We start from the raw sequence: 26,107 nt of genomic DNA, 5'->3' as shown, positions 1-26,107 counted from the left end.
TTTTGATTTTGAATTTGATTTTTGAACTTGAAATTACAAATGGATAGAAGAAAATTTGTTACACATACGATAGCGGGTTCGGTAATGCTATCGGCCGGAGGCGTCTTATTGAATTCCTGTAAGGCTTCAAAAAAGCATCTGACCATTCTACATACTAATGATGTACATAGCCACATGGATGCCTTTCCTAAAAATCATGCTGACTTTCCAGGATTGGGCGGCTTAGCTAGACGTGCGGGGTTGGTACAAAAAATACGCGAGGAAAATCCCAATACGCTTTTATTGGACGCTGGCGATATTTTTCAGGGAACCCCGTATTTTAATTTTTATGGCGGTGAACTCGAGTTTAAGCTAATGAGTATGCTGCGATATGACGCCGCCACCATTGGCAATCACGATTTTGATAATGGAATCGACGGGCTTTTGGCGCAATTACCCTATGCAAGTTTCGATTTTCTCATCGCCAATTATGATTTTACGAATACAGTCTTGGACGGATATACCAAGCCCTATAAAACGTACATTAAAGATGGTTTAAAGGTTGGTATTTATGGCCTAGGCATCAATTTGGCGGGTTTGGTGACCAAAAAACTTTATAAGGAAACGGAATACTTGGACCCCTACGAAGTGGCAACGGACATTGAAGCTCTTTTAAAGGAAACCGAAAAATGCGATATCATCATTTGCCTATCCCATTTAGGATACAGCTATGAAAATGAAAATAGACCTGATGACCTGAAATTGGGTAAACGTACCAAGTATACGGATTTGATTATTGGTGGCCATACACATACATTTTTGGAAAGGCCTACCGTGGTTACCAATGCAAACGGACGTGGAATTTTGGTTAATCAAGTGGGTTGCTTTGGCGTCAATGTAGGTAGGGTCGATTTTTATTTCGATGAAGCCGGCGGTAGTGCGGAAGGTGTTACCATTTCAGTATAGGATTAGAATGAAAGAAGAACTATTACGAACGGATTCCGGCAATCAGGCCTTTAAAAAACTGGTGCAATTATTGGATGCAGATCTTGCCAATCGCGATGGGGAGGACACCCTTTTCTATTCCCAATTTAACGGCATAACCCAATTACAGCACTGCATTGTTTTTTTCAAGGATGGTGTTGCAATAGGTTGTGGGGCTTTTAAGAAGTTCGCTGACCAAAGTGTAGAAATCAAACGTATGTACGTGCTACCTGAACATAGATCCAAGGGCATTGCTTCAAAAGTATTGGGAGCTTTGGAGGCGTGGGCATTGGAATTGGGAAATACACAGTGTGTTTTGGAAACCGGGCTCCGGCAACCGGAGGCCATCAGTCTGTATAAAAAGAGTGGGTATGAAGTCACCGCAAACTATCCTCCCTATGAGGGCATTGAAAACAGCGTTTGTTTCAAAAAGAAAATCGGATTTTAAAAGTAAAATTTATTTGATATACCAAGGGGATTGATATCCCGAGACTTGTACGCCTTAACGCTAGTCGGGCAGACTTACAAATTAAAACTTCCTTTTGGAAGAATTTCTAGTGCGCTTGCCCCGAGGTGGTTCAATCGGGATCTTAATCTTCCGAAGATTTTTTTGGGTCGTAGAGTATGATGACCTGTACTATAATTGCAAGGAAAATCAATACATAAATTTCTAGTCGTGTGAACAGATCAACGGAGTCCACGGCTTTCTTGCTAATGTTCATTTGTCTACCCCCTTCACTTAATTGGATTTTGGAAAGGTCAAAAAGGTTTTCCTTTACATCATCAATTTTGGACAGCAAAGATGTTCTTTCAATCATATTGGTTTGTACATAAGCTCTCTCTTGTAATTCCAATTCCTCCAAATTTTGCCTGAATTCGTTGAAAATCCTTTCCTCCTCCTTGGTCAGTTTCGTTTCGGAATATCGCCGAACCAGAGTTTGAATTTTGTCATTGATCTCCAAGTTCCTATTCCCATAAAAAGTGGAATCCTTTCCCATCATGGCGATTTCCTTTTCATGAACGTATTGGGAAAACTCGAATATGATATCGTTAACAACGAGTCGGTCTTCATATATAGTAATAACAGAATCCTTTACCCTTAGAAAATTGTTTCTATCGATTAGATTCGTTGCAAGAATCAACACAAAAATCATTAAGATTCCCAACACCCATTTTATCTTGTTCAGTATCGTCATGTTCAGGTTATTTTAGAAGCTGATTAAAAATACAAAAACCTTAAACAATTTCATATACCTTGAATTATAAGGAATTTAACATTAGTAAATTCCTATTGGTGGAAATGTATTTTTCCATCCATACAAAATTTGATAGTTTGACCTTAATGTTTATCAAATCAAAAGCGAAGTGACAATGATAACCAAAAGACCTGTACTTTTTTCATTTCTTGTACCAGTAGGAAGATTGTCCCTACCGAGGAACCGTCGGAAAAACATGGGAATTGGAATATATTTCTGGTCCAAGGTTTACTTTTTATTGATCTTAGCCGATGGAAAACTGGTTCTTAAATCTGGGGACAAAATTCTTATCAAATTTAGATTGGTAAGTCGTTAAATGATTGAATTCCGCGAAAAGGCTACAAGCTAAAAGACGGATTTAAAAAACTATGTTGGACTTAATAAGGTAATATTAAAGTTAAAAATGGATTGTTATGGGTAAGAAGTTTGCCAGTATTGATGTGGAACAAAGGACATTCATAGAAAACCAACATATATTCTTTGTTGGAACTGCAGCTTGTGAAGGGAGGGTAAATGTATCCCCAAAAGGAACCGATAGTCTAAAAGTCATTACTGAAAACAAGGTGATTTGGTTAAATCTTACGGGCAGCGGAAACGAAACGGCGGCCCATTTATTAAAAAACGCCAGGATGACCCTTATGTTTTGTGCCTTTGATGGGAAACCAAAGATTTTAAGGTTATATGGAAATGCGAAGATTTACCACAAAAGAGATGAGGCGTTTCAAGTATACAGCGAACTTTTTCCAAAAAATGCCGGTGCTAGACAGATTATAGAAATGGATGTAGACCTTGTTCAGGTTTCCTGCGGTTTTGCTGTACCTTTGATGGATTATAAAGAAGAACGAAATACCCTGAACGTTTGGGCCGAAAATCAGGGAGAGGAAAAAATTAAGGAGTATTGGAAGCATAAAAACACACAGAGTATAGATGGTTTTGAAACCAATATTTTAAATTAACTGATTAGAAAATAAAGAGTGTCATGAAAAAAATTCTTGGTAGTTGTTTAACCGTTTTACTTCTTGGTGCTTGCGGTGAGGAAAAGCCAAAACCAAAACTTGAGGCATCCACGAATAAGGATTGGGTCATTATTTTTGATGGACATTCTACCGATGCCCTTAGGGGTTATGGTATTGAAGACTTTCCAGAAGGTATTTGGTATGTGGAGAACGGTGCCTTGGTTGCCAGTCCTGATACCACAAATAGGGACCTTGTTACCAAGCAGCGTTTTAGGAATTTTGAACTGGAATATGAATGGGCCGTTGATACCGCAGCAAATTCAGGGGTTTTCTTTCACATGCAGGAAGATTTGTCCATGGAAGCGGGAAATGGCAATAGTCCAAACTGGTTGGACAACTATGAACTGCAAATCCTGGACGATGAAAATTTTTACGACACCCTTGCCGTACGATCTGCTGGTTCCTTGTACGATTTGATTGAACCTGTTGCCAAGGAACTAAAACCAATCGGCGATTTTAACAGAGCAAGACTTGTTCACAATAACGGACACGTTGAGCACTGGCTAAACGGGAACAAAGTCATAGAATTTGAGATGAACAGTCCCGAAATGAAGAAATTGTTGAACGAAAGCAAGTTTAAGGAAAATCCCGATTTTCACTCCCACCAGGAAGGTCACATCATGTTTCAGCATCACGGCCAACGTGTTTACTTCAAAAACATCAGAGCTAGGGAAATCGAATAGTATTTATTGAATCAATTACATATAAAAAACGGTACTCCTTACTTTTTCCGTTTCATTAACTCGGCTTCGATATCCTTTAGACTGAACCCCTTGGCCTGTAATAGGATCAAATAATGAAAAAGTAGGTCGGCACTTTCATAAAGAAACAAATCATCTTTGTTATCCATGGCTTCTATGACCGTTTCCACGGCCTCCTCCCCTACTTTTTGGGCAATTTTGTTGATGCCTTTTTCAAAAAGGGAAGCAACATAGGAAGTGTCGCCTTTAGCGGCTTTTCTCCGTTGGGCAATTGTATTTTCCAATTCTGAAAAGAATCCAAAATTAGAATTGTTTTCCTCGTTCCAACAAGTATCACTTCCTGTATGGCAGGTTGGCCCTACCGGATGTACGTATATCAATAGCGTATCGTTATCACAATCATTTTTTATGGCAACCACCTTTAAAAAGTTACCACTTTCCTCACCTTTGGTCCACAACCGCTCCTTTGTCCTGCTATAAAAAGTAACCTTTCCACTTTCTTGGGTTTTCTCCAGGGCCTTTTGGTTCATATATCCCAACATGAGCACATTTTTTGTTCGTGCATCCTGTATAATGGCTGGAACAAGTCCGTCCGTATTTTTTGTAAAATCTACTTCCATCGTAAGTCGTTATTCGGCCAAGGCAAAATTCACGGCCGCATTTGAATGAATTAATGTAGTGTCAAAGGTAGGAATATTGCAATGTTCCTGTTGGATCAACAAAGGTATTTCGGTACAACCTAAAATAACTCCTTTTGCCCCTGCTTTTACTCCAGCATCGATAATCCTGAGGTAAACTTCCCTGGATTCAGGCGAAATAATTCCTTTGGAAAGCTCTGTATAGATAATGTTATGGACCAATTCTTGGTCTGACTCTTTGGGTATCATAGTTGTTATTCCAAACTGCGTTTTGAGGATATCTTTATAAAAATCAAGCCCCATGGTATATTTGGTTCCCAACAAAAGCACCGTGTCAATTCCTTTGGAAACAACAGCTTGCCCAGTAGCTTCGGCAATATGGAGTAAGGGTATGTTGGTTACCTTCTTTATACTATCCGCACATAGGTGCATGGTATTCGCACCGATGAGAATCATTTCTGCTCCGGTTTGCTCCAACCTTCTGCCGATATTGGCAAATTCCTTGTTCAAGGATTCCCAATCCCCGGCACTTTGCTTTTTGGAGATTTCATGGAAGTCTACCGACTCCATCACCAATTTACACGAATGGGAACCTCCCAATTTTGAATTCACTATCTCGTTTAGGTACTGATAATACAGTTGGGTGGACTGCCACGTTATACCTCCAATAAGTCCGATTTTTTTCATCTATCTCTATATCCTAACGGGAACGCCTTCTTTTTGAAGTTCCTTTTTTAAATCCCTTATTTTAATTTCCTTAAAATGGAACACACTGGCGGCCAGGGCGGCATCTGCTTTACCTTCCTTAAAGGTGTCCGTAAAGTGCTGCATATTTCCTGCCCCGCCTGATGCTATAATTGGAATAGTAAGTTCGTCGGACAATTTGGCCAAGGCTCGGTTTGCAAAACCGTCCTTTGTACCATCGTGGTCCATGGAGGTAAACAATATCTCACCGGCACCCCGTACTTCAACCTCTTTGGCCCATTCAAATAGTTTCCGTTCCGTAGGTACCTTGCCTCCCACCAAATGCACAATCCATTCTCCATCAATTTGTTTGGCATCGATGGCCACCACAATACATTGAGATCCAAATTTAGCTACCAAATCATTGATTAATTTCGGATTCTTCACCGCCGAGGAGTTTATGGAAACCTTGTCCGCACCGTTTTGCAGTAAAATATCCACATCCTCTACTGAGGAAATACCACCTCCAACGGTAAATGGTATGTTTACCTTTTCAGCTACGTGATACACCAAATCCGCCAAGGTCTTTCTTTTTTGTTCTGTTGCCGAAATATCCAGGAAGACCAGTTCATCCGCGCCTTCCTTGCTATAGATTTCTGCAAGTTCCACCGGATCACCGGCATCCCTTAAGTCTACAAAATTGACGCCCTTTACTGTTCTGCCGTCCTTTATATCTAAACAGGGTATGATTCTTTTTGCTAACACTTTTTAATTTAGAATTACGGATTTAAAATTTAGAATATTAATTTTCTCATATTCATGGTTAAGAAATTTGATTTAATCGTTTTCGAACGGTCATGATTGAACTAACCGTTATGGCAAGTAGTTCGTTGGCTTCCTTTAAAAGAACATTCAAATTATTTTTTTCATTAATTTCAGTTTTTTGAAACATTTCAAACCAAAACATACTTTCATCCAATTCTTCTTCCACAATCTTCAGTTTATTAATAAAATCTTTATCGGATTTTGCTCTACAAGCAGCTCTATAATTTGCACCAACTGAGCTGGAACTACGAATCAGTTGTCTTACCCAAGCATCAAATTCCCTTGATTTAGGAATTAGCTTACAAAGTTCCCAACATTCAAAGGAAAAATTTTGAGTTCTAATTTTTAAATCCTTCATTAATTTTTATTATTCAGCTTTTATTCTTCATTCTGAATTCGTCATTCAAAACTGTTAAATCTAGACCATCATAAAAACCTAAATCCTTGTTCCTCAAAAGCTTTACCCAAAAAGCGATTTGACCCGTGTGGTAAGATAAATGCTCCACCGCATGCATTATGATCCCTACTCCTGAAAAGGAAAACCCTTGAACGGAACGAATTTTGACCAATTGCTCTGGTTTGGCATCAAAAATGACCCTCTTGGCATCATCCACCGTACTGCCCAGTTTTTTAAGCAATTCCACTTTAGTGAGCCCCCCTTTGGTTTGAAATTCGGCATCCCTATTGCGTATATCGTCCACCTCGCCCAGGGAAGAAATAATATATTGGGTCATGTTACCACAAATATGGAGAATTAAATTTCCAATGCTATTCAAGGAGTCGTTCGGTTTTTGCCAGACCTCCGCATCGTTGATGGATTCCATACTTGTTTTAATCATCCGGGTACTTTCATCCATTCGATAGAGGGCATTCTTGACCAGCTCCTCTATGAATCGTGCTTCTTTATCCATGATTCATAATATAAGTTTCCAATTGTTTCAAGGTAATCCTATTTTCATATATGGCCTTGCCGATAATGACTCCCTCACAACCAATTTGCGCCAACCGGGGAAGTTCTTCAAAACAGGAAATCCCCCCCGACGCAATTAGTTTTAGAGATTTCCCCGATGTTTCCTTTACTATTTTTTCATACAGTTGAAACGAGGGGCCTTGTAACATTCCGTCTTTTGATATATCGGTACAAATAACATAGGAAATCCCTTCTTTCTGATATTCCTGAATAAAAGGAATCAGGTCTTCGGTCGATTCTTCCTGCCATCCGGAAACGGCCACTTTTTCTTCCATCGCATCGGCCCCTAAAATTATCCTTTCTGCCCCATGTGCATTCAGCCAACCAAGAAATACTTCCCTATTTTTTACCGCTATGCTTCCACCTGTAATTTGACTGGCACCACTTTCAAAGGCAATTTTCAAATCCTCATCGGTTTTTAATCCACCGCCAAAATCTATTTTCAAGCTTGTTTTGGATGCAATCTGTTCCAGTACCTTATGGTTAACGATATGCTTGGATTTTGCCCCGTCCAAATCCACTAGGTGAAGGTATTTTATACCATGGGCCTCAAACTCCTTGGCGACTTCCAAAGGATTTTCGTTATATATTTTCTTGGTATCATAATCCCCTTTGGAGAGCCGTACACACTTCCCTTCTATTATGTCGATGGCTGGTATGATTCGAAGCCCCCTATCCCCCAATGGGGAAATACCATCCATAGTTACCTTTGTCATACCCATAAAAAATTCTCCAATATTGCCGAACCATATTCCCCCGATTTTTCAGGATGGAATTGGGTCCCATAAAAATTATCTTTTTGAAGGGCCACACTGTAGGGTAGACCGTAATCCGTAATCGCAATAGTATCTCCACATAAGGATGCGTAAAAACTATGAACCAGATACACATAATCTTCAGTAAGACCTTGAAACAAGTCACCCTTCAAATCATATATCTTGTTCCAGCCAATTTGTGGAATTTTTAAGCTCCTTTCAGGTGTGTGTGGGCCAAACTTTACAACATCGACATCAAAGATGCCCAGTCCTTTGGTATTACCTTCTTCCGAACCGTTACACATCAACTGCATTCCCAAGCAGATACCCAAAACTGGTTGTTTAAGGGTGGGAATCAATTTATCCAACCCACTTTCCCTTAATTTTTTCATAGCGCTACTGGCTTCTCCAACGCCAGGAAATATTATTTTTTCCGCATTTCGTATTTCGTCTGCAGCATTGCTTAATACAGCATCATACCCTAAACGTTTTATCGCAAATTTTATACTTTGGATGTTTCCCGCACCATAATTTATAATAACAATTTTCATAACACACCTTTCGTAGATGGTAGGAACATTTTTTCAGCGTCCCGCTTTACCGCCATTTTTATACTCTTTGCAAAGGCCTTGAAAATAGCCTCTATCTTGTGGTGCTCATTGGTTCCTTCTGCCTTAATATTTAGGTTTGCCTTGGCACCATCCGAAAATGATTTAAAGAAATGATGGAACATTTCGGTGGGCATGTCCCCAATTTTTTCCCGTTTGAAATCGGCATCCCAGACCAACCAGTTTCTTCCGCCAAAGTCGATAGCGACCTGTGCCAAGCAATCGTCCATGGGCAGGCAAAATCCGTAACGTTCAATGCCCAATTTAGTTCCCAAAGCTGCATAAAATACTTCTCCTAAGGCAATTCCTGTGTCTTCTATCGTATGGTGCTCGTCCACTTTCAAATCGCCGTCGACTTTAATCTTTAGGTCCATCTGCCCGTGTCGCGCCAATTGGTCCAACATATGGTCAAAAAAGGCCAATCCGGTATGGATGTCGCTTTTTCCCGTCCCATCCAAATTTAATTCGATAAGGATGTCCGTTTCGTTGGTTTTACGATGTGTAGAAGCCGTTCTTTCCTTCAGTTTTAAGAACTCAAAGATTTTTTGCCAATCGTTGCTTTCCAATGCAATAAATGCATCCAGCTCTTCTCTTTTCACCGTAATTTCGGAAGTTCCCAGATGTGTTTCGTCATTGATGTAGATGCCTTTGGCACCCAAATTCTTAGCGAGTTCCATATCGGTTAATCGGTCGCCAATGACAAAGGAATTTTCAATGTCGTATTCGTCAGAGAAATATTCTGTAAGGAGTCCGGTGCCCGGTTTTCTAGTATTGGCGTTCTCATGGGGAAAGGTGCGGTCCAAGAATACTTTATCGAATACCACGCCTTCATTCTCAAAGGATTTAAGAATGAAATTATGAACGGGCCAGAAGGTTTCTTCCGGGAAGGAATCGGTTCCCAAGCCATCCTGATTGGTAATCATGACCAGTTCATAATCCAGCTCCTTGGCTATTTTTCCTAGAAAGGTAAACGCCTTTGGATAGAAAACCATTTTTTCAAAGGCGTCTATCTGCTCGTCTACCGTTTCCTTAATAAGGGTACCATCCCTATCGATAAATAGGACTTTGCGGCCCCCTCCGCCCCCAATGGGGAAACTATTTTTAGCTTTTTCCGATTTCATTCGTTTAAAATTAGGTTAACAGATTGATTTTAAACATTTCCTTTATTAGAGGTTTTTAACTTATGATAGCAAAGCCCTCGATGAGGGTTTCACAGGTTTAAAATTAGTTCAATAGTTTAATTTTTAAGCATTTACATTTGTACGGGGACTGGATTGCCATAACAAATCCCTCGATGAGGGTTTCATGGTAATTCTTTTAAGGCCTTTATCAAAAATTCATTTTCCCTATGGGTCCCTACGGTAAATCTCAAGGTGTTTTCACAAAGCGGTTGCGTAGTTCTATTGCGAATGACAATACCTTTTTTTAGCAATTGGTCATATCTGAGCAATGCATTGTCCACTTTGGCCAGAATAAAATTGGCATCGGTAGGATAAACTTGTTCAACAAATTGAATGGTTTTCAACGTTTGTTCCAATGCCTTTCTTTCTTTAAGGATATTCTCGACTTCTTGGATAATTCCTTCCTGATTCATTACCCTTTCCAACGCCCGTTGTTGGGTCAGTTCATTGACATTATAAGGCGGTTTTATTTTGTTTAATACCGATATTATTTCTTCGGTTGCCATACATATCCCCAAACGGATGCCGGCCATGCCATAGGCCTTTGACAAAGTCTGTGTTACAATCAAATTGGGATAGTCCGATAATTTGGATACCCAACTATCCTCCAATGAAAAATCTATATAGGCTTCGTCAATGACCACCAAACCTTGAAAGGACTGCAACAAAAATTCAATGCTTTCCGCAGCGAAACTATTCCCTGTGGGGTTGTTGGGCGAACAGATGAAAATCATTTTGGTTTGGGTATCCATCGTATTTAAAATCGTGTTCACATCCGGTTGGAAATTCTCCAACAATAGTACTTCCCTATTTTCCACTACATTGATATCAGCCAAAACCTTGTACATGCCATACGTTGGCGGCAGTGTAATAATATTATCCACTTTTGGTTCACAAAAGGCCCGGAAAAGCAAATCGAGCACTTCATCACTGCCATTGCCCAATAAAATATTGGCTTCTGAGATTCCCTTTTGCGCGGCCAGTACCGACTTCAAACTCCGCTGCTGTGGATCTGGATAGCGATTGACGCCATTTTGAAACGGATTTTCATTGGCGTCCAAGAAAATCATTTCCGAACCATCCGAAACATATTCGTCCCGAGCCGAGGAATAAGGTTTTAAGCCCTTTACGTTTTCCCTGATCAATTTATTCAGTTCAAATTTTTGCATATCAATATTTCTCGACCTTGATCTAAATGACATTTTTTAGTTCTTTCAACCGTAAGGTGACCGCATTCTTATGTGCCTGCAAACCTTCCGCCTCCGCCATAAGCTCAATGGCCTCGCCTATATTCAGAATTCCTTCCGGGCTTATTTTTTGAAAGGTCATACTTTTCATAAAACTGTCCAGATTCACGCCACTATACTGTTTCGCATAACCATTGGTGGGAAGTGTATGGTTGGTTCCGGATGCATAGTCGCCCGCACTTTCCGGGGTATAATTTCCAACAAATACGGATCCGGCATTTGCCACGTTGTCAATAAAATAATCTTCGTCCTTGGCACAGATAATGTAATGTTCCGGCCCGTACGCATTGATCAATTCTACGGCCGTTTGCCCATCTTCTATATAAATCGATTTACTATTTTCAATGGCCATTTCGGCGATGTCCTTTCGTGGTAATTCTTTGAGCTGATTTTCAAGTTCTGTTTCTACTTGGTTTATCATTTCTTTTGAGGTTGAAACCAATAGTACCTGACTGTCCGTACCGTGTTCGGCCTGACTCAATAAATCGGATGCAACGAAAGCGGGATTTGCTGAATCATCGGCAAAAACCAAAAGTTCACTAGGCCCTGCGGGCATATCGATGGCCACGCCATGCTTCGTGGCAATTTGCTTTGCGACGGTTACATATTGATTTCCGGGTCCGAAAATTTTATAGACTCTGGGAACGGATTCCGTACCAAAGGTCATTCCTGCAATCGCCTGGATACCCCCAACTTTCAGGATTTTTGTCACGCCACATAATCCCGCTGTATATAATATCGCAGGATTGACATTACCTTGCTTGTCCGGTGGCGTACATAAAACAATTTCTTTACATCCCGCCAAATTCGCCGGTACCGCCAACATCAAAATAGTAGAAAATAAAGGGGCCGTTCCCCCAGGAATGTATAAACCGACTTTTTGAATAGGTCTCTTTTCCTGCCAACATTCCACACCAGGAGCGGTTGTTACAGAAACCTTTTGGGTCTTTTGGGCCCTATGAAACTTCTCGATATTGCTTTTTGCCAATTGAATGGCTTGCTGTAGCTTTTGGGATACCGAACCTGCTGCATCCTTTATTTCCTGTTCAGATACCAATAAACTATCCAGCACTACCCCATCAAAGGTTACCGTATACTTCTTCAAAACGGAATCCCCACCATCCTTCACTTCTGAGAAGACCCTATTTACCGTATCCTCGATATCAGATATAGTTTGGGTGGGTCTTTTTAGCAACTTGTCCCAAGATTCTTTACTTGGGCTATAAATTTTGTTCATACTTTCAATCTCAAATTAGCAACTGATTTTTAGCTTTTGGAAATTCATTATATTTTATAACTACGAGCAAAATGCCAACATCCAATAGCCGTTTCACAAAACCATTTTCTCGATTGGGCATACCAAAATACCTTCGGCACCCACCTTTTTCAATTCGTCGATCACTTCCCAAAAGGTATCCTTATCGATAACCGTATGCACGGAACTCCATCCTTCTTCCGCCAAAGGTAGCACCGTTGGACTGCGCATCCCGGGAAGTAGTTTTAATATATCATTTAACCTATCATTTGGGGCGTTCAACAGCACGTATTTTGATTTTCGGGCTCGCAAAACCGACTGAATCCTAAATTGAAGTCTTTTCAACAAGGCTTTGCGCTCCTCTGATATCTTTGGTGAAACAGCCAATACCGCTTCGCTGGTAAGCATCACTTCCACTTCCTTCAAATTATTCTTGAAAAGGGTGCTACCACTGGAGACAATATCACATATTGCATCCGCCAAGCCAATATTGGGTGCTATCTCCACAGACCCGTTAATAATGTGTAATTCCGCCTTGACCCCTTTTTCCCTTAAATAATTGTTCACGGTATTGGGATACGAGGTAGCGATACGTTTTCCTTCAAAATCGTGTACGGATTTATATTTAACCGATTTTGGAACCGCCAACGAGACCTTACACTTGGAAAAGCCCAATTTTTCCGCAATCGAAATATCCTCTCCTTTTTCAATCAAAACATTTTCCCCGATTATGGCTATATCCACCACTCCGTCCCTCAAATATTGGGGAATGTCGCCATTGCGCAAGTAAAAAACCTCCATGGGAAAGTTTCTACTGGATGCCTTCAATTGGTCCTTGCCATTATCTATGGAAATGCCACAATCCTTTAAAATTTGAAGGGAATCCTCGTTCAATCTTCCCGATTTTTGAATCGCAATCCTAATTTTTGTCATGCTCGTTTCTTTATTTTTTTGTTGATGCTATTGAAACCAAAAACAAAACCCGCTTGATTTCTCAAACGGGTTTTAAAATATGTCTGTAATACTACAATACATTTTTACCTCGCTTGAGAGCAAGTATAAAAATGATGATGTGTATTTTTTTTCTTCATTACTGTGTAAAAGTAAAATTTAATTTTTTTATGGAAAAGAATATTTCCGAAAAATAACAATTGACTCGATATTCGAGATTTAGTTCAAAAAGCGAAATGCTTAGGTATTTTAGTTATTTCCCAAAATCAAAGGCAATCCGTCCCCTCCACTTCCAATGACCACTACTTTTGAATTTGGGGATTCTGACATTTTTAAGGTAGCATCGATACCTTTATCCTGCAAAATCTTATCGGTCAAGGATGCACTTAGTATTTTATTGGCATCGGCCTTGCCTTGCGCTTCAATTCTTTGACGCTCAGCCTCCTTTTCGGCAGTAATCAATCGGAATTCATATTCCAAGGATTCCTGTTCCTGCTTCAATTTTCGCTCTATAGCGTCCTTGATAGTCGGTGGCAAAGTAACATCACGTACCAGTATTTCATTGAGCTGTATGTATTCGTCGTCCACAATCTTTTTGGTCTCCTCAAAAATCTCCATTTGAATGGCGTCCCTTTTACTGGAATACAATTGCTCCGGTGTATAGCGACCAACTACGGAACGCGCCGCGGAACGGATCGTGGGTAACAATACGCGTTGTACATAATCTTCCCCCTTTTCTTGGTGCAACTTGCCCAACTCATTGTATTTTGGTTGAAACCAGGCCGATGCATCCAGCTTTATATCCAGACCATTGCTGGAAAGTACGTTCATTTTTTCAAAGACTTCCTGCTGCCTAACCTCATAGATATATACCTTGTTCCAAGGTGCGACCAAGTGAAATCCTTCTCCCATGGGGGGCTTATCCGTTACCACACCGTTTCCAAACGTTCGGTAGAGCACACCTGCTTCACCAGAACCAATGGTAACGGCAGATTTTGAAATTAATATGACCAGTACAATAAAAATAAAAATGACCGGCAAGGCTATTTTTGGTAATTTGTCCATCTCTTTGTGTTTAAATTAGTCCGTTATATTTTCTTAGGAACCACTCCGTACTAAACGCCACTATGATTATGGCCAAGAGTATCCTGTAGTCTATCAAAGATACGATATTTTCAATGCTTTTTTGTGTCGGCACGTAGTTGTTGTTGCTGGTTAAATCCTCGATCAAGCTATCGATTTGGTCTGGAAAAAAAGAAGCACCATGGGTGTTATTGGCAAGCAGGGCCATTTTTTTGTGGTCACTGGAAACGAATTGTTTTTCAAGATCAAAATCAGAAATTGCAAAGCTCCCGTTTTTTGAGATTCCCTCCCCTTCCACATTTACTGTAAATTCATAGGATCCCGGTTCCAAATCGCTCAAATCCGCTTCGTAGTATCCGCTTCTTATGGCCATGGTCCTACTGGAGGAGTTCCCGTTTTCAGTGTTTGTAATGGTTATATTCAGAGTTGCATTTGGGTCAAATATATATGCCTGGTCAAAATACGTGGCGGTAATGATCGCCCTATTGCTGCCCTCAATGGTATTTGAATACTCCAGGTTGAGTCGGTCTCGCTGTGCACTTGCCGTAAAATACCGCACCAGTCTCCCCATAAAGCTATCGAAATTCGTGAAATCGCCAGTGGAACGATAGGTCTGAGCGCGCCATCTCCAAATATCGGCACCTGCCAAAATACCCTTCTTCCACGATTCCTGTTCCATAACAGTAAGCAAGGGTGAATTGATGTTCACGCCCCTGATTTCGGAATCCAGTAATACATCATGGGGTACCTTCATTGTAATGGGACCTGCATCGCTCGTTAATGGGGGAAAATCGTCGGTATCAAAATCGGAAATATCAAAATTGGAAAAAGCGGCATTGGGCCTCCCAAACACCTCTTGTTCCGGATAACCCAGTTCAACCTCAAAATCTTCCTGAACCTGATTGAGAAAATTAAAGTCGGTATTGACCCCAGTTATGATCAAATAATTGGTTTTTTTATTTTTTATGAATTGAAAGATGGCATTAAAACTTCTATTGGGATCATACAGCAGAAAAATATCCATTTCCTCTAAAGTTCCGGCTAGAGCATTTGGTTTTAAGAATGTCACATTTCTTTGTTCGTTACTTTCAATCGCTTTTTTAAAAGCTCCCAAATCTGGATGCAGAATTTCAGAAACGATGCCGACATTCGTTTTTTCGTCGATCACTTCCACCATGGTTTCTCGGCTATTGTTTGCAATATTTCTTTCCGAAGGCAATTGGGACGTGCTAACGCTTATCCTTTTTAGGCCTACAGTAGTAGCATCTATCAGCGTATTGATGTTTTTTAAATTGTTGGATTCCGATAGTTCAATGGTTTCGGAAAAAATAGTCCTTTCCCCTACCTTTATTTGGACCCGTGTAGCAATAGAGCCGCTTCCCTGATATCGCACATAGGTTTCAACCGGGAATTTATTGTTCAGGAAAGCATAGGTGTTTGTATTTATAGGTCCGATACCCAAATCTTCATACGCCGTAGTATCGCCGACCGTGATAGTATACACGGGCTTTTTAGGACCACTCTGATAGGTATATTCCCTGCCCACGTTTTGATTCCCATCGGAAATAAGGATCAATGCACCCTGCTTTCTCCTATAGGCCTCGTTAATACTAAAAATAGGTTCGCCTATATTCGTATATTTATCCTTAAAGGAAAGACTGTCCAAAGGTTTCAAATCGGTTCCAAAGGCGAATCTGCTTATGGCAAACCTATTTTGAAGGTTTTCGGAATTGTTCAAGGCTTCCAGAACGGTATTTACGTCAGTTCCATGTTCCTGCATGGATGTGGAATTATCGACCAATATATTCAATACCGGATTTTCAATGGTATAGGTAGATTTGGCAAATTGGGGATTAATGAGGAGCAACAAAATACCAAATACACCTAAAAAGCGAAAGAAGGCCAGAAAAAGGGTCAACCGAGTCCTTTTCTTTTTCCTATAAAAATACTGAAACAGTGCTACCAAAATAGCCACCATTGCGGCTAAAATAACAAGGAGAACTGTTTCAGTTTGCATTAATTGAATTTGTTGAGATGACTTTTGGAAGTCGGGAAATATTGGATGCTTATGTCAGCATCCCGCCATCCACATTGAGCACCTGTCCCGTAACGTAAGCCGATAGGTCAGAGGCAAAGAACAGACAGGCATTAGCAATGTCTTCCGCAGTGCCACCACGCTTTAGAGGGATGCCGTCCCTCCAGCTTTGGACCGTTTTTTCATCCAGCTTCTCTGTCATTTCCGTTTCTATGAAACCCGGTGCAATGGCATTGCAGCGAATATTTCGAGATCCGAGTTCCAGTGCAACCGATTTTGTAAAACCGATCATACCGGCCTTGGAGGCCGCATAATTGGTCTGTCCGGCATTGCCTTTTACACCAACCACGCTACTCATGTTTATGATTGAGCCCTTGCGTTGTTTTAGGAAGGTACGTTGTGTGGCCTTTGTCATGTTAAAGACCGACTTCAAATTGATGTCCATAACGGAATCGAAATCTTCCTCAGACATACGCATTAAAAGATTATCCTTTGTGATTCCCGCATTGTTTATAAGTACGTCGATTACGCCGTTAAAATCCTTTAAAACTTCGGCAACCAGGTTTTCCGCTTCGGCGTAGCTTGCAGCATTACTTTTGTAGGCTTTTGCCTTTACGCCAAGGGCATTAAGTTCCTTCTCCAACTCCAAGGCGGGTGCCTCGCTAGAACTATACGTAAACGCCACATTGGCCCCATTTTCCGCAAATACCTTGGCGATTCCCTTTCCAATACCTCGACTGGCACCGGTAATTATTACATTTTTTCCTTCTAACAGTTTCACACGTTTAAAATTAGGTTAATAGTTTGATTCTTAAACATTTCCTTTTTTGAGGTATTTGACTTTCCATAACAAATCCCTCAATGAGGCTTTCATGCAGTTACTATTTCTAGGGTCGTTTATCAAATATAAGTATATAGACTAAAAAAAATCCCGTAACAACGGGATTTTACTCGATAATCGAGATTTAAAAAAAATACTATGCTCAGTAAAACCACTGAATTGATTTCAATTAAAGAATTTAGCGGATTAAATCTAGGTGTCCATTGATTTTGGTACGTCCTAAGACATTACTTCTTTCACCTTGGCACCTATTTCGGCAGGAGAATCCACTACATGGATTCCGTGCTCCCGCATGATTTTCTTTTTTGCCTGTGCCGTATCGTCACTACCGCCAACAATGGCCCCGGCATGTCCCATGGTCCTTCCCGCAGGAGCCGTTTCCCCAGCAATAAATCCTACAATCGGTTTTTTACTTCCGCTCTCCTTATACCATTTTGCAGCATCAGCTTCCAATTGACCGCCAATCTCACCGATCATGACTACACACTCGGTTTCAGGGTCATTGATCAAAAGTTCTACAGCTTCTTTAGTAGTTGTACCAATAATAGGATCACCACCAATACCGATCGCCGTAGTGATTCCCAAGCCTTGTCGTACCACCTGATCGGCAGCTTCGTATGTCAATGTACCGGATTTAGATACAATGCCAATGTTTCCTTTCTTAAAAACGAAACCTGGCATGATACCTACCTTGGCCTCTCCCGGTGTGATGACTCCAGGGCAGTTTGGACCGATCAACCTACAATTTCTGTCCTTGATATAGTTGGAAGCGATCACCATATCCGCTACCGGAATTCCTTCGGTAATGGTAATAATCACCTTGATGCCTGCATCCGCAGCTTCCATAATCGCATCCGCCGCAAAAGCGGGCGGAACGAAGATGATAGAGGTATCTGCCCCAACTTTTTCAACAGCTTCACTAACGGTATTAAAAACAGGTTTTCCCAAATGCTCTTGGCCGCCTTTTCCCGGAGTAACACCACCAACGATATTGGTGCCATATTCAATCATTTGTTCGGCATGAAAGGTGCCCTCGCTTCCTGTAAATCCTTGTACAATAATTTTGGAATCCCTGTTTACTAAAACGCTCATATTGCTGTTGATTTTTATTGGCACAGCCAAGGGTTAAACACCGATTGGCTTGCCTCGAAATTAAAATTAGTTCCTAACGTATTACCCGTTGGTTTGACCCGAGGTATAATTCTGCTGCAAAAATATATGTTTGTCAAAGAATACTAAAGTATTCCGCTTCTTATTTATTGTCCAGTTTTTTTATTATTTCCGGTATTTTTTTTGTGTATGCCAATTGCTTCAGCTTCTCGCGAGATTCTTCAATAGGCGTACCAAAATAGCTTTTACCTCCAGGAACCGACTTTGTAACGCCCGTTTGGCCCATGATGACGGCCTTTTTCCCTATGGTGATGCCACTATTGGTACCCACTTGCCCCCATAGGGTGACTTCATCCTCAATGACCACACAACCGGCAATACCAGTTTGGGAAGCGATCAAACATTTCTTGCCAATAACCGTATCGTGTCCTACATGGACTTGATTGTCCAATTTTGATCCCGCACCTATGGTAGTATCCCCGGTAACGCCACGGTCTATGGTACAGAGGGCGCCCAAGTCCACATTGTCCTCAAGAACGACCCTTCCTCCGGACAACAATTTATCAAAGCCTTCAGGCCTGTTTTTATAATAAAAAGCATCGGCGCCAAGGACGGATCCCGCATGGATCGTAACCCCATTTCCAATGATGCAATTATCATAAATACTCACATTGGCATGAACTACACAATTGTCCCCAATGGTAACATTGTTCCCTATAAATACATTGGGTTGTATTATGGTATTTTTTCCGATGTTGGCCGAGTTGGATATCGCCCTGACCGAAGCTACAAACGGACTGAAATACTGGGTGAGTTTGTTGAAATCCCTAAATGGGTCATCCGAAATCAAAAGGGCCTTGCCTATTGGGCAATCTACCTCTTTATTGATTAGAATTACGGTCGCCTTGGAATGTAAGGCCTTGTCGTAATACTTTGGATGGTCTACAAATACAATGTCCCCTGCTTCCACTACATGGATCTCGTTCATGCCCAACACGGGAAAATCCGGATCACCAACAAAATCGGATTGAATGATTTCGGAAATCTGTTTTAGGGAAAAAGTAGTCGGAAATTTCAAGTACCTGGTTTTATTCTTTTACACGCTCCATGTATGATCCGCTGGAGGTGTCGATCTTAATTTTATCGCCCTCGTTGATGAACAACGGTACGTTCACCTCTGCACCAGTTTCCACTTTGGCTGGTTTTGTGGCATTGGTGGCGGTATTTCCTTTTACCCCCGGCTCCGTATAGGTTACTTCCAAAACTACACTTGCCGGCATTTCAACGGACAGGGGCATGGCATCCTCCGTATTGAACATAATCTTAACCACTTCCCCCTCCTTTAAAAGTCCAGGCGCATCCAAAGCGCTCTCGGCTAGGGTAATCTGGTTGTAGTCCTCTGTGTTCATAAAGTGGTAGGTCTCCCCTTCCGCATACAGAAATTGGTACGATCGTGTTTCTACACGTACATCCTCAATTTTGTGTCCTGCAGAAAATGTGTTGTCCAATACCTTCCCGGTAGAGACACTTTTTAGTTTGGTTCTAACAAAAGCCGGTCCCTTACCCGGTTTCACATGCAAAAATTCAATGATTTTATAGATATCATTGTTGTATCTGATGCACAATCCTTTTCTAATATCTGATGTAGATGCCATTCGTTATATTCTTAAAATGATTTTTGATAATTTATCTGGATAAACCAAGACGTTGCAAAAGTACAGTAATTAACTATTACTGAAATATCCTTTCATAATTCCACGTTGCGAATCCCTTATGAACTGTAGAATTTCGTCACGCTCTGGAGTCGCCTCCATTTCGGCCTCCAAAATTTGGACGGCCTGGGTATTGTTAAAATTCTTCTGATATAGAATGCGATATATATTTTGAATTTCCCTGATTTTATCCGATTCATAGCCCCTCCTTCGTAAACCGACGGAATTAATCCCGACATAGGAAAGTGGTTCCCGGGCGGCTTTCACGTAAGGGGGTACGTCTTTTCTAACCAGAGATCCTCCTGTTACAAAGGCATGCTGCCCAACCGATACAAATTGGTGCACCGCCACCAATCCGGCCAAAATAACATTGTCACCAATGGTCACATGTCCGGCCAAGGTAGAATTGTTGGAGAAAATACAATTGTTGCCCACCAAACAATCGTGGGCGATATGGCAATAGGCCATGATAAGACAATTTTTGCCCACCACCGTTTTCATACGATCCGATGTGCCTTTATGAATGGTAGCACATTCACGGATGGTAGTTCCGTTTCCAATGACCACGGTCGTTTCCTCACCCTTGTACTTTAAATCCTGTGGTGGGGCGGAAATTACGGCACCAGGAAAAATATTGCAGTTTTTCCCGATTCTAGCACCTTCCATGATCGTGACATTGGAACCGATCCAAGTGCCCTCTCCAATGGTTACGTTGTTGTGAATGGTGGTAAAGGGTTCTATTACCACATTCTTTGCAATCTTGGCGCCTGGATGCACATATGCCAGCGGCTGATTCATACTGTCCTTATTATTTTGATTTTACGATTTGGGCCATCAGTTCCGCCTCAGAGACCAATTTATCATTTGCATAGGCATAGGCCTGCATGTGGCATATTCCCCTTCTAATGGGCGAAATCAAATCACATTTGAATATTAAAGTATCACCGGGAAGCACCTGTCTTTTGAACTTTACGTTGTCCATTTTCATGAAAAAAGTCAAATAGTTTTCTGGATCCGGTACGGTACTCAACACCAAAATCCCGCCTGTTTGGGCCATCGCTTCCACTTGTAAAACACCTGGCATTACTGGAGCACCTGGGAAATGTCCTACAAAGAAAGGTTCGTTCATAGTTACGTTTTTCATACCCACAACGTGCGAATCGGAGAGTTCCAATATTCTGTCTACCAATAAGAAAGGAGGTCTATGCGGTAACATTTTCATAATTTGGGTAACATCCATCAAAGGCGGTTGACTCAAATCATATTTAGGTACGTTATTTCTTTTTTCAAGCTTTATGATTTTGGAAAGCTTTTTTGCAAATTGGGTGTTTACAAAATGACCGGGCTTGTTGGCTATTACCTTTCCACGAATTCGGGTTCCGGCCAGTGCCAAATCCCCTACAACGTCCAAGAGTTTATGACGGGCGGCCTCATTGGGCTGATGCAAGGTGAGGTTATCCAAAATCCCGTTCGGTTTTACGGATAGCTTCTTTTTATTAAAGGCCTTTTCCAGTTTTTTCATCGTCGCCTCGGATATCTCCTTGTCAACATATACGATCGCATTGTTCAGATCTCCTCCTTTGATAAGGCCATTTTCCAAAAGCATTTCAAGCTCGTGCAGAAAACTAAAGGTACGTGCTGCGGAAATCTCCTCTTTAAAATCGGAAAGTTTGTCCAGGGTGGCATTTTGTGTACCTAGTACTTTGGTGCCAAAATCCACCATGGTGGTCACCTGATATTCATCCGCAGGAATAACGGTGATTTCACTTCCGCTGGCTTCATCTTTATAGCTTAGCACATCCTTAACGACATACTCTTCCCGCATTGCTTCTTGCTCAACAATACCCGCGCTTTCCAAAGCTTCTACAAAAAACTTTGCGGAGCCGTCCATAATGGGCGGCTCGGGAGAGTCCAGCTCGATCAGTACATTATCGATTTCCAAACCTACCAGTGCGGCCAGTACATGCTCCGAAGTATGGATTTTTACGCCGTTCTTTTCCAAATTAGTACCTCGCTGGGTATTTACCACGTAATTGGCATCGGCTTCTATAATAGGTTCACCTTCAAGATCTACACGCTTAAATTTATAGCCATGGTCTTCAGGTGCGGGAACAAACTTTATGGTCACGTTCTCCCCGGTATGCAGACCTACTCCGGCAAGGGAAACTTCCTTGGCAATGGTGCGTTGTTTATCATTCGTATTCATCGTCGATCCTTATTTTCCAAGTTGTCGATTCTGTTCATTATTTTAGGTAAGTTTTTAAAATGCACGTACGACTTGTTAAAGTCGCCATAATTCAATGCCGGCGATCCTTGAAGGACTTCGTTGTCCTTTACATTTCTTCCTATTCCGGATTGCGCCTGTATTTTTACATTATTGCCAATAACGATATGACCTACGATACCCACTTGACCGCCTATCATACAGTGCTTCCCGATTTTTGTAGAGCCCGCAACCCCTGTTTGGGCGGCAATTACCGTATGTTCCCCAATTTCTACGTTATGGGCAATCTGAATTTGATTGTCAAGTTTCACACCTTTTCTCAAGATGGTGGAACCCAAAGTTGCCCTATCGATGGTGGTACCGGCCCCCACATCTACATTATCCTCTAAAATCACATTTCCCGTTTGGGGAACCTTGCTGAATTCTCCTTCGGAATTGGGGGTGAACCCGAAGCCATCGGCACCGATAATCACTCCGCTATGAACCACGCAATTGTTTCCAATGATACTTTCAGAATAAATTTTGGCCCCCGCAAAAACGACAACGTTATTGCCTATTCGCACGTTATCCCCAATATAGACATTGGGGTAAATCTTGACGTTATTTCCAATGGTTACATTACTTCCAATATAGGAAAACGCCCCCAAATACAAATCGCCACCAAATGTGGCGGAATCCGATTTATAAACAGGTTGCTCAATGCCCGTTTTGTTATTCTTGACCTGATTGTAATATTCCAGTAATTTGGAAAAGGACTTATAGGCATCCTCCACTTTGATAAGGGTCGTTTCCAAATCCTGCTCCGGAATAAAATCCTTGTTTACTATGGTGATGGAAGCTTTGGTCTTGTAAATATGGGAAGTGTATTTTGGATTGGCCAAAAAGGTCAAAGAGCCCTTTTCTCCTTCCTCGATCTTGGCCAATTTGTGAACGGCTATCTCTGGATTTCCATGGACTTCACCCTCTAAAATACCTGCAATTTGACCTGCTGTAAACACCATGGGCACAAATGTAAGAAAAATTGTTATACGGCATCTTTGGGGTAACAGATATAATATTTGGTCACCGTTTTTGACAGGGCTGTAATATTCAAGTGATCCGAAAGTTTTGCTACATCTACGATTTTCCCATTTTTTCGTAAAATGTGGATGTTTTGGCTTTCTTGATTATAGGCCCTGTTCTCAATTTCCCCGGTGAATATAAAATAGGAGATTTCATCCTCCGTGGATAACCCGAACATCTTGGCAACCTTCTCCTTCCTTCGGGTCAATTTTCCCTTTTTGATGGGCTCTTTTTTAACTTTGATGTGCAGCAGCTTTCTATTTATCAACATTTTGCAAAGTTTAGAGAGCACCTTATCATCCTCTTCCTGCCAATTCTTTACTGCGGATAAAATGTCGATATCGTCCAACTTTGAGAACCGCTCCAGCACTTGAGCGTCAAATCTATCCCGATTAATATCATTTTGTAGAAAGAAAAGTAAAGAGTTGCTCCCATGTAATTGCCGGCCATTTTTGATCAAGAAACGCGCCCTCTTTAGAATACTGATCAGAATTTGCTCCGCCACCACCCCAGTCTTGTGTAAATACACTTGCCAATACATAAAACGGCGGGCCATCAAAAACTTTTCCACAGAATAAATACCCTTCTCTTCCACTACGAGATTACCACTGTCCACCACATTTAACATGGTGATGAGTCGGTCTGCATTGGTATTTCCTTCAGATACGCCCGTATAAAAACTATCCCTTTTGAGGTAGTCCAATCGATCCATATCCAACTGACTTGAAACCAGCTGATTCAAAAACCTTTTAGGATGTTTCCTTGTAAAAATGGAAATTGCCTCGTCCAATTCTCCGTTGAAAACCTTGTTTAGTTCTTGCATGAATTGAAGCGAAATTTGCTCGTGGCTAACCCCGTTTACGATACTATGTTCCATAGCATGAGAAAACGGGCCATGACCAATATCGTGCAAAAGAATCGCTCCCAGAAGTCCTTTTTCTTCCGCCTCCGAAATAGCTACACCTTTAAATCGTAGTACCCGAATCGATTTTTGCATTAGGTACATGCTACCTAAAGCATGGTGGAACCTGGTATGGTGCGCACCTGGATAAACCATATAAGAAAGTCCCATTTGCGATATTCTACGCAAGCGTTGAAAATACGGATGGGCTATCAGGTCAAAAATCAAATCGCTGGGAATCCTAATAAATCCGTAAATTGGATCATTGAATATGGTGAGTTTTTTGGGTTTCATTTAAACATTAGAGGTTGCATCCAATTTTCAAAGTTATGTAAATTAATAAGGTAATACCTTGTGTTTAGAATTGAGATGATTTAATTAAGATATGAGAATCTAGATGTAAGATGAGATACTTATTAGTGAAAATGTAAAAAATTAAAAGCGATAAGGAGTTTCTTTAACAATGAACAACGAACAACGAACAACGAACAGCCAACGGCCAACAGCGAATAGCGAAAAACCAATAACGACTTAGAATACTTGATGAACAAAATAAAAATACTTTGGGTGGACGATGAAGTGGACCTATTAAAGCCACACATTCTCTTCCTTCAAAATAAAAATTACGAAGTAATTACTTGTCAGAGTGGACAGGAAGCCTTGGAAGAATTGGAAAAAACACGGGTGGACATTGTTTTTTTGGACGAGAACATGCCGGGTATTTCAGGATTGGAAACCTTGAGCGAAATCAAGATTATTGATTCCTCATTGCCCGTGGTGATGATTACCAAGAGCGAAGAGGAATTTATTATGGAAGAGGCCATAGGCTCCAAAATTGCCGATTACCTCATAAAACCTGTGAACCCGAATCAAATTTTGTTGTCCCTTAAAAAGAGTCTGGACCATTCCAGATTGGTATCGGAAAAGACCACCAGTAACTATCAGCAGGAATTCCGGAAAATTGCCATGAACCTATCCATGGTGAATTCGTATGACGAATGGGTAGAACTCTATAAAAAATTGATTTATTGGGAGCTTCAACTCGAACAAATAGAGGACAGTGGAATGTTCGAAATCCTGGAATCCCAAAAAGTGGAAGCTAACAACCAATTTGGGAAGTTCATCGATAAAAATTATGAAGATTGGTTCCACGGAGGCGATGCCCCGGTACTATCGCATACCCTTTTTAAAAATTGGGTAGCCCCCGAAATTAAGGATGAAAAGACACTGTTAATCGTAGTGGACAATTTGCGATACGACCAGTGGTACTCCTTTGAGGATACAGTAGGTTCGTTCTACAAAAAGACCAAGGAAAAATCCTATTACAGTATTTTGCCAACGGCTACTCAATATGCTCGAAATGCGATTTTTTCAGGATTGACTCCTTTGGACATGGAGAAAAAATATCCGGATTGGTGGAAGAACGACACGGATGAAGGAGGCAAAAACCTTTATGAAGACAAATTTTTGGAGGCGCAATTGAAGCGATTGGGACTCGATTTAAAATGGGAATACCATAAAATTAGTAGTCTTAAGCAAGGGAAACAACTATCCCAGAACTTTAGATCCCAAAAAGATAATGACCTTACCGTAATTGTCTACAATTTTGTGGACATGCTCTCCCATTCCAAAACGGAGATGGAGGTCATTAAGGAATTGGCATCCAATGACAAGGCCTATCGCTCGCTAACACAAAGCTGGTTCAAAAACTCCCCACTGTTGGAAATCATCCAGCAGGCGCAAGGCCTAGGACTGAAATTAATCATTACGACGGACCATGGCACTATCAATGTAAAATCCCCGTCCAAGGTCATTGGGGATCGGGACACCAGCTTAAACTTGCGGTACAAAACGGGTCGGAGTCTTAGCTATGAGGAAAAGGACGTGTTTGCCGCAAAGGACCCAAAAAGTATTTTTCTTCCTAATATCAATGTGAGCAGTTCCTTTATTTTTGCCAAGAACGACCTTTTCTTTGCCTACCCAAATAACTACAATCATTACGTAAGCTATTACAGGAACACGTATCAACACGGTGGGGTTTCCTTGGAGGAAATGATTGTGCCTTTTATAGTTTTGGAGCCAAAATAGT

The 26,107-nt window shown here is 41.1% G+C and carries 27 protein-coding genes; 5 read left to right on the top strand and 22 right to left on the bottom strand.

Going from position 1 to position 26,107, the window contains the following annotated elements; genetic code table 11:
- Positions 1 to 39 precede the first annotated feature (39 nt).
- Both ACZ41C_RS16645 and ACZ41C_RS16640 read left to right on the top strand, forming a co-directional pair.
- Positions 40 to 945 (top strand): bifunctional metallophosphatase/5'-nucleotidase, encoded by a 906-nt coding sequence (locus ACZ41C_RS16645; RefSeq protein ID WP_464563051.1) that lies wholly within the window; start codon positions 40 to 42, stop codon positions 943 to 945.
- 7 nt (positions 946 to 952) lie between these two features.
- Positions 953 to 1,411, top strand: a complete 459-nt coding sequence (locus tag ACZ41C_RS16640) for a GNAT family N-acetyltransferase (protein ID WP_138258146.1) — start codon at positions 953 to 955, stop codon at positions 1,409 to 1,411.
- Positions 1,412 to 1,553: 142 nt separating this feature from the next.
- Here ACZ41C_RS16640 and ACZ41C_RS16635 read toward each other — a convergent pair whose 3' ends face one another.
- Complete coding sequence (locus ACZ41C_RS16635; RefSeq protein WP_138258145.1) at positions 1,554 to 2,159, bottom strand: MCP four helix bundle domain-containing protein; 606 nt, start codon at positions 2,157 to 2,159, stop codon at positions 1,554 to 1,556.
- Between the two features lie 473 nt (positions 2,160 to 2,632).
- On the opposite strand from ACZ41C_RS16635, the gene ACZ41C_RS16630 reads away from it, so the two are divergent.
- Together ACZ41C_RS16630 and ACZ41C_RS16625 are read left to right on the top strand one after the other, a co-directional pair.
- Positions 2,633 to 3,175 carry a pyridoxamine 5'-phosphate oxidase family protein gene (locus ACZ41C_RS16630; RefSeq protein WP_138258144.1) on the top strand — a complete coding sequence of 181 codons (543 nt, stop codon included), beginning with the start codon at positions 2,633 to 2,635 and terminating at the stop codon, positions 3,173 to 3,175.
- A 23-nt stretch (positions 3,176 to 3,198) separates the two neighbouring features.
- Entirely contained in the window at positions 3,199 to 3,918 is a 720-nt protein-coding gene (locus ACZ41C_RS16625; RefSeq protein ID WP_464563048.1) for a 3-keto-disaccharide hydrolase, read from the top strand.
- A gap of 38 nt (positions 3,919 to 3,956) precedes the next feature.
- Here the strand turns inward: ACZ41C_RS16625 and hisIE are convergent, their stop codons facing one another.
- The 21 genes from hisIE to ACZ41C_RS16520 all read right to left on the bottom strand — a co-directional run bounded on the left by hisIE (position 3,957) and on the right by ACZ41C_RS16520 (position 24,312).
- Entirely contained in the window at positions 3,957 to 4,556 is a 600-nt protein-coding gene (hisIE, locus tag ACZ41C_RS16620) for a bifunctional phosphoribosyl-AMP cyclohydrolase/phosphoribosyl-ATP diphosphatase HisIE (RefSeq protein WP_138258142.1), read from the bottom strand.
- A 9-nt stretch (positions 4,557 to 4,565) separates the two neighbouring features.
- Complete coding sequence (locus ACZ41C_RS16615) at positions 4,566 to 5,261, bottom strand: aspartate/glutamate racemase family protein (protein WP_138258141.1); 696 nt, start codon at positions 5,259 to 5,261, stop codon at positions 4,566 to 4,568.
- Positions 5,262 to 5,267: 6 nt separating this feature from the next.
- Complete coding sequence (gene hisF, locus ACZ41C_RS16610; protein WP_464563045.1) at positions 5,268 to 6,023, bottom strand: imidazole glycerol phosphate synthase subunit HisF; 756 nt, start codon at positions 6,021 to 6,023, stop codon at positions 5,268 to 5,270.
- Positions 6,024 to 6,081: 58 nt separating this feature from the next.
- Positions 6,082 to 6,441: a four helix bundle protein gene (locus ACZ41C_RS16605; RefSeq protein ID WP_464563043.1), complete on the bottom strand. Its 360-nt coding sequence runs from the start codon at positions 6,439 to 6,441 to the stop codon at positions 6,082 to 6,084.
- 13 nt (positions 6,442 to 6,454) lie between these two features.
- Positions 6,455 to 6,994 (bottom strand): DinB family protein, encoded by a 540-nt coding sequence (locus ACZ41C_RS16600; RefSeq protein ID WP_464563041.1) that lies wholly within the window; start codon positions 6,992 to 6,994, stop codon positions 6,455 to 6,457.
- Positions 6,987 to 7,769, bottom strand: a complete 783-nt coding sequence (hisA, locus tag ACZ41C_RS16595; RefSeq protein WP_240042709.1) for a 1-(5-phosphoribosyl)-5-[(5-phosphoribosylamino)methylideneamino]imidazole-4-carboxamide isomerase — start codon at positions 7,767 to 7,769, stop codon at positions 6,987 to 6,989. Before hisA ends, ACZ41C_RS16600 begins: the two co-directional genes overlap by 8 nt.
- Positions 7,766 to 8,359 (bottom strand): imidazole glycerol phosphate synthase subunit HisH, encoded by a 594-nt coding sequence (hisH, locus tag ACZ41C_RS16590; protein ID WP_464563039.1) that lies wholly within the window; start codon positions 8,357 to 8,359, stop codon positions 7,766 to 7,768. Before hisH ends, hisA begins: the two co-directional genes overlap by 4 nt.
- Entirely contained in the window at positions 8,356 to 9,537 is a 1,182-nt protein-coding gene (hisB, locus tag ACZ41C_RS16585; RefSeq protein WP_464563037.1) for a bifunctional histidinol-phosphatase/imidazoleglycerol-phosphate dehydratase HisB, read from the bottom strand. Before hisB ends, hisH begins: the two co-directional genes overlap by 4 nt.
- A gap of 182 nt (positions 9,538 to 9,719) precedes the next feature.
- Positions 9,720 to 10,766 (bottom strand): histidinol-phosphate transaminase, encoded by a 1,047-nt coding sequence (hisC, locus tag ACZ41C_RS16580; RefSeq protein ID WP_464563035.1) that lies wholly within the window; start codon positions 10,764 to 10,766, stop codon positions 9,720 to 9,722.
- A gap of 22 nt (positions 10,767 to 10,788) precedes the next feature.
- Positions 10,789 to 12,081 carry a histidinol dehydrogenase gene (gene hisD / locus ACZ41C_RS16575; protein ID WP_138258134.1) on the bottom strand — a complete coding sequence of 431 codons (1,293 nt, stop codon included), beginning with the start codon at positions 12,079 to 12,081 and terminating at the stop codon, positions 10,789 to 10,791.
- Positions 12,082 to 12,174: 93 nt separating this feature from the next.
- Positions 12,175 to 13,032 carry an ATP phosphoribosyltransferase gene (hisG, locus tag ACZ41C_RS16570; protein WP_138258133.1) on the bottom strand — a complete coding sequence of 286 codons (858 nt, stop codon included), beginning with the start codon at positions 13,030 to 13,032 and terminating at the stop codon, positions 12,175 to 12,177.
- A gap of 267 nt (positions 13,033 to 13,299) precedes the next feature.
- A complete protein-coding gene (locus tag ACZ41C_RS16565) occupies positions 13,300 to 14,115 on the bottom strand; it encodes a prohibitin family protein (RefSeq protein WP_138258132.1) in 816 nt (271 codons plus the stop codon).
- Positions 14,116 to 14,125: 10 nt separating this feature from the next.
- Positions 14,126 to 16,150: a vWA domain-containing protein gene (locus tag ACZ41C_RS16560; RefSeq protein ID WP_464563032.1), complete on the bottom strand. Its 2,025-nt coding sequence runs from the start codon at positions 16,148 to 16,150 to the stop codon at positions 14,126 to 14,128.
- Positions 16,151 to 16,199: 49 nt separating this feature from the next.
- The gene (gene fabG, locus ACZ41C_RS16555; RefSeq protein WP_138258130.1) at positions 16,200 to 16,949 is read right to left on the bottom strand and encodes a 3-oxoacyl-[acyl-carrier-protein] reductase; all 750 of its coding nucleotides are present in this window, start codon (positions 16,947 to 16,949) and stop codon (positions 16,200 to 16,202) included.
- Between the two features lie 279 nt (positions 16,950 to 17,228).
- Positions 17,229 to 18,101 carry a succinate--CoA ligase subunit alpha gene (gene sucD / locus ACZ41C_RS16550; RefSeq protein ID WP_464563030.1) on the bottom strand — a complete coding sequence of 291 codons (873 nt, stop codon included), beginning with the start codon at positions 18,099 to 18,101 and terminating at the stop codon, positions 17,229 to 17,231.
- A 160-nt stretch (positions 18,102 to 18,261) separates the two neighbouring features.
- Complete coding sequence (locus tag ACZ41C_RS16545) at positions 18,262 to 19,197, bottom strand: UDP-3-O-(3-hydroxymyristoyl)glucosamine N-acyltransferase (protein ID WP_138258128.1); 936 nt, start codon at positions 19,195 to 19,197, stop codon at positions 18,262 to 18,264.
- 10 nt (positions 19,198 to 19,207) lie between these two features.
- Positions 19,208 to 19,774, bottom strand: coding sequence for an elongation factor P (gene efp, locus ACZ41C_RS16540; RefSeq protein WP_138258127.1), 567 nt, complete (start codon positions 19,772 to 19,774; stop codon positions 19,208 to 19,210).
- Positions 19,775 to 19,843: 69 nt separating this feature from the next.
- Positions 19,844 to 20,629: an acyl-ACP--UDP-N-acetylglucosamine O-acyltransferase gene (lpxA, locus tag ACZ41C_RS16535; protein WP_138258126.1), complete on the bottom strand. Its 786-nt coding sequence runs from the start codon at positions 20,627 to 20,629 to the stop codon at positions 19,844 to 19,846.
- 10 nt (positions 20,630 to 20,639) lie between these two features.
- Positions 20,640 to 22,037 (bottom strand): bifunctional UDP-3-O-[3-hydroxymyristoyl] N-acetylglucosamine deacetylase/3-hydroxyacyl-ACP dehydratase, encoded by a 1,398-nt coding sequence (locus tag ACZ41C_RS16530; RefSeq protein ID WP_138258125.1) that lies wholly within the window; start codon positions 22,035 to 22,037, stop codon positions 20,640 to 20,642.
- Positions 22,034 to 23,056, bottom strand: coding sequence for a UDP-3-O-(3-hydroxymyristoyl)glucosamine N-acyltransferase (gene lpxD / locus ACZ41C_RS16525; protein WP_464563026.1), 1,023 nt, complete (start codon positions 23,054 to 23,056; stop codon positions 22,034 to 22,036). Before lpxD ends, ACZ41C_RS16530 begins: the two co-directional genes overlap by 4 nt.
- Before the next feature lie 23 nt (positions 23,057 to 23,079).
- Positions 23,080 to 24,312 (bottom strand): HD domain-containing protein, encoded by a 1,233-nt coding sequence (locus ACZ41C_RS16520; protein WP_464563024.1) that lies wholly within the window; start codon positions 24,310 to 24,312, stop codon positions 23,080 to 23,082.
- A gap of 249 nt (positions 24,313 to 24,561) precedes the next feature.
- Here ACZ41C_RS16520 and porX point away from each other — a divergent pair, with 249 nt between their 5' ends.
- Positions 24,562 to 26,106 carry a T9SS response regulator signal transducer PorX gene (porX, locus tag ACZ41C_RS16515; protein ID WP_464563022.1) on the top strand — a complete coding sequence of 515 codons (1,545 nt, stop codon included), beginning with the start codon at positions 24,562 to 24,564 and terminating at the stop codon, positions 26,104 to 26,106.
- The last annotated feature ends 1 nt before the right edge of the window (position 26,107 follow it).

It is taken from the genome of Maribacter sp. C-4077 (assembly GCF_055378385.1).
The sequence above is the reverse complement of the archived record's forward strand: the minus strand, read 5'-3'. Positions and strand labels throughout refer to the sequence as shown.

What these genes read in the sequence shown, in the direction of transcription:
- ACZ41C_RS16645 (WP_464563051.1), top strand. Translation starts at nt 40, where the DNA reads ATGGATAGAAGAAAATTTGTTACACATACGATAGCGGGTTCGGTAATG.
- ACZ41C_RS16640 (WP_138258146.1), top strand. Translation starts at nt 953, where the DNA reads ATGAAAGAAGAACTATTACGAACGGATTCCGGCAATCAGGCCTTTAAA.
- ACZ41C_RS16635 (WP_138258145.1), bottom strand. Translation starts at nt 2,159, where the DNA reads ATGACGATACTGAACAAGATAAAATGGGTGTTGGGAATCTTAATGATT.
- ACZ41C_RS16630 (WP_138258144.1), top strand. Translation starts at nt 2,633, where the DNA reads ATGGGTAAGAAGTTTGCCAGTATTGATGTGGAACAAAGGACATTCATA.
- ACZ41C_RS16625 (WP_464563048.1), top strand. Translation starts at nt 3,199, where the DNA reads ATGAAAAAAATTCTTGGTAGTTGTTTAACCGTTTTACTTCTTGGTGCT.
- hisIE (WP_138258142.1), bottom strand. Translation starts at nt 4,556, where the DNA reads ATGGAAGTAGATTTTACAAAAAATACGGACGGACTTGTTCCAGCCATT.
- ACZ41C_RS16615 (WP_138258141.1), bottom strand. Translation starts at nt 5,261, where the DNA reads ATGAAAAAAATCGGACTTATTGGAGGTATAACGTGGCAGTCCACCCAA.
- ACZ41C_RS16605 (WP_464563043.1), bottom strand. Translation starts at nt 6,441, where the DNA reads ATGAAGGATTTAAAAATTAGAACTCAAAATTTTTCCTTTGAATGTTGG.
- ACZ41C_RS16600 (WP_464563041.1), bottom strand. Translation starts at nt 6,994, where the DNA reads ATGGATAAAGAAGCACGATTCATAGAGGAGCTGGTCAAGAATGCCCTC.
- hisA (WP_240042709.1), bottom strand. Translation starts at nt 7,769, where the DNA reads ATGACAAAGGTAACTATGGATGGTATTTCCCCATTGGGGGATAGGGGG.
- hisH (WP_464563039.1), bottom strand. Translation starts at nt 8,359, where the DNA reads ATGAAAATTGTTATTATAAATTATGGTGCGGGAAACATCCAAAGTATA.
- hisB (WP_464563037.1), bottom strand. Translation starts at nt 9,537, where the DNA reads ATGAAATCGGAAAAAGCTAAAAATAGTTTCCCCATTGGGGGCGGAGGG.
- hisC (WP_464563035.1), bottom strand. Translation starts at nt 10,766, where the DNA reads ATGCAAAAATTTGAACTGAATAAATTGATCAGGGAAAACGTAAAGGGC.
- hisD (WP_138258134.1), bottom strand. Translation starts at nt 12,081, where the DNA reads ATGAACAAAATTTATAGCCCAAGTAAAGAATCTTGGGACAAGTTGCTA.
- hisG (WP_138258133.1), bottom strand. Translation starts at nt 13,032, where the DNA reads ATGACAAAAATTAGGATTGCGATTCAAAAATCGGGAAGATTGAACGAG.
- ACZ41C_RS16565 (WP_138258132.1), bottom strand. Translation starts at nt 14,115, where the DNA reads ATGGACAAATTACCAAAAATAGCCTTGCCGGTCATTTTTATTTTTATT.
- ACZ41C_RS16560 (WP_464563032.1), bottom strand. Translation starts at nt 16,150, where the DNA reads ATGCAAACTGAAACAGTTCTCCTTGTTATTTTAGCCGCAATGGTGGCT.
- sucD (WP_464563030.1), bottom strand. Translation starts at nt 18,101, where the DNA reads ATGAGCGTTTTAGTAAACAGGGATTCCAAAATTATTGTACAAGGATTT.
- efp (WP_138258127.1), bottom strand. Translation starts at nt 19,774, where the DNA reads ATGGCATCTACATCAGATATTAGAAAAGGATTGTGCATCAGATACAAC.
- lpxA (WP_138258126.1), bottom strand. Translation starts at nt 20,629, where the DNA reads ATGAATCAGCCGCTGGCATATGTGCATCCAGGCGCCAAGATTGCAAAG.
- ACZ41C_RS16530 (WP_138258125.1), bottom strand. Translation starts at nt 22,037, where the DNA reads ATGAATACGAATGATAAACAACGCACCATTGCCAAGGAAGTTTCCCTT.
- lpxD (WP_464563026.1), bottom strand. Translation starts at nt 23,056, where the DNA reads ATGGTGTTTACAGCAGGTCAAATTGCAGGTATTTTAGAGGGTGAAGTC.
- ACZ41C_RS16520 (WP_464563024.1), bottom strand. Translation starts at nt 24,312, where the DNA reads ATGAAACCCAAAAAACTCACCATATTCAATGATCCAATTTACGGATTT.
- porX (WP_464563022.1), top strand. Translation starts at nt 24,562, where the DNA reads ATGAACAAAATAAAAATACTTTGGGTGGACGATGAAGTGGACCTATTA.